This window comes from Oleiphilus sp. HI0066 (genome assembly GCF_001635725.1).
The window spans coordinates 1-1,432 of record NZ_LWFH01000722.1 but is presented as its reverse complement, the minus strand read 5'-3'; the positions used below and the strand labels follow the sequence as shown (position 1 = coordinate 1,432).

Annotated in this window: 1 protein-coding gene; it reads right to left on the bottom strand. The window is 43.4% G+C overall.

Going from position 1 to position 1,432, the window contains the following annotated elements; genetic code table 11:
- Nucleotides 1–177: 177 nt before the first annotated feature.
- Nucleotides 178–1,432: fatty acid cis/trans isomerase (locus A3738_RS08890; RefSeq protein WP_068763541.1), on the bottom strand; the 1,255-nt coding region annotated here is incomplete at its 5' end.

Here is a 1,432-nt window from a genome sequence, read left to right as displayed (position 1 = left end):
CTTGAGTGCATTATCGTCGCTGACAGGTAGGTATTTTGTTAGGCCAACCGCTTTCATTTTATTGTTATTCGACATCCTTCATCCCTTGAAGTGATCACGCGTTATCGCATTTGGTAGGACGAAGTATAACTTAAGCCGCTCGCGCACGGTCAAGCAGCTTATTGATTTATTTAGCGTTTATCGATTTTCATATCGATTTAGATCAACAATGCCAGATTTTTCCGACTGGTTAAACATATACCAAACATGCAGCCAATCGGAGAAGTCCCAAAACTTTGGATCCGTTCTGCGCACTGCAAAGTCATCCAACAAGGCAACATAATCTTCTTCGGTTTTCATTTGACCGATGCGTTCGACGAAATGGTCAAACAAGACCGTATGCACATCAAAAAACACTTTTGGATAGCTACCTAGTACACCAGGATAAAGCGTTAAGGTATCTCGTTCAGGAACAAGAAATTCGTCTTCCATAAACAATGAAGAGACATTCTCATGAAAACGATTACTCGCGATTGAGAACAACTGCATTTGTCCGTCCGGTGCTTTCACGCGCACCATAACTAACTCTGGCAACAATGAAGCGGATACTCCGCTAACCTTCTCTAATCGCTGCAGAGGATCATTTAATTCTGGAAATTGGTCCAAATAGACTTTTGGTAGTACCGATACGCGACGGTTTTCAGCGCGTGTATAATCATAGATTCTGTCGAGCAACTCGTTCTTCGGATCATCCGAGCCATATTCAATTGCATTGCGCGGCAACTTCATTTTATGCAGAACGTTTAGATAATCCTCCACCTTCTCTTCCGCGCTTTGATACCAGCTTAAAAATTCTTTCTCCGCGACATCATCAGGCAAGAACATTAAGAAATTGCTTTCACCTTCCATGCGTAAAAAGTCCATATACAAACGTGTATTCAACTGGTGGCCCACGTTGCCATACACATCAAAGCCGGCAACTAGCAAGTAGTGAATGCGTTCTAACAAACTATACGAAATTACCCAAGCGGTTTTCGGCTTATCGCCATGCAATCCCTTTACGACTGTCGCATTATCAAAGTGACGAAATATAGTGAGTGCTGCGTTCGGGTTATGCGCTTCATGCCCATCGATATTGCTTGTCAGACTTTTGCCACTCCAGAGCATATCGAGTGACAACTCAGCAACACCATCAGAAAAACTGTTGATGTAGTTGAGTTTATCAGTCAAATGCTTCTCTTGAAGCGCAGCGTATTTGGTCCATATTTTAAATGGTGAGGCTGTACTTCGATCTTCAGCAGGTAAGCGAAGGTTGCCCGCATAACTTTCAGCACGTGCTGGCTGATACAGCATAGTAGGAATGTCAGGGTCGACAAAAAATACCCAGAAATGATCTTCGATCACATTCAAGGCCACTTGCCCACGACATACGGGCCCCTTGATGTAACCCATT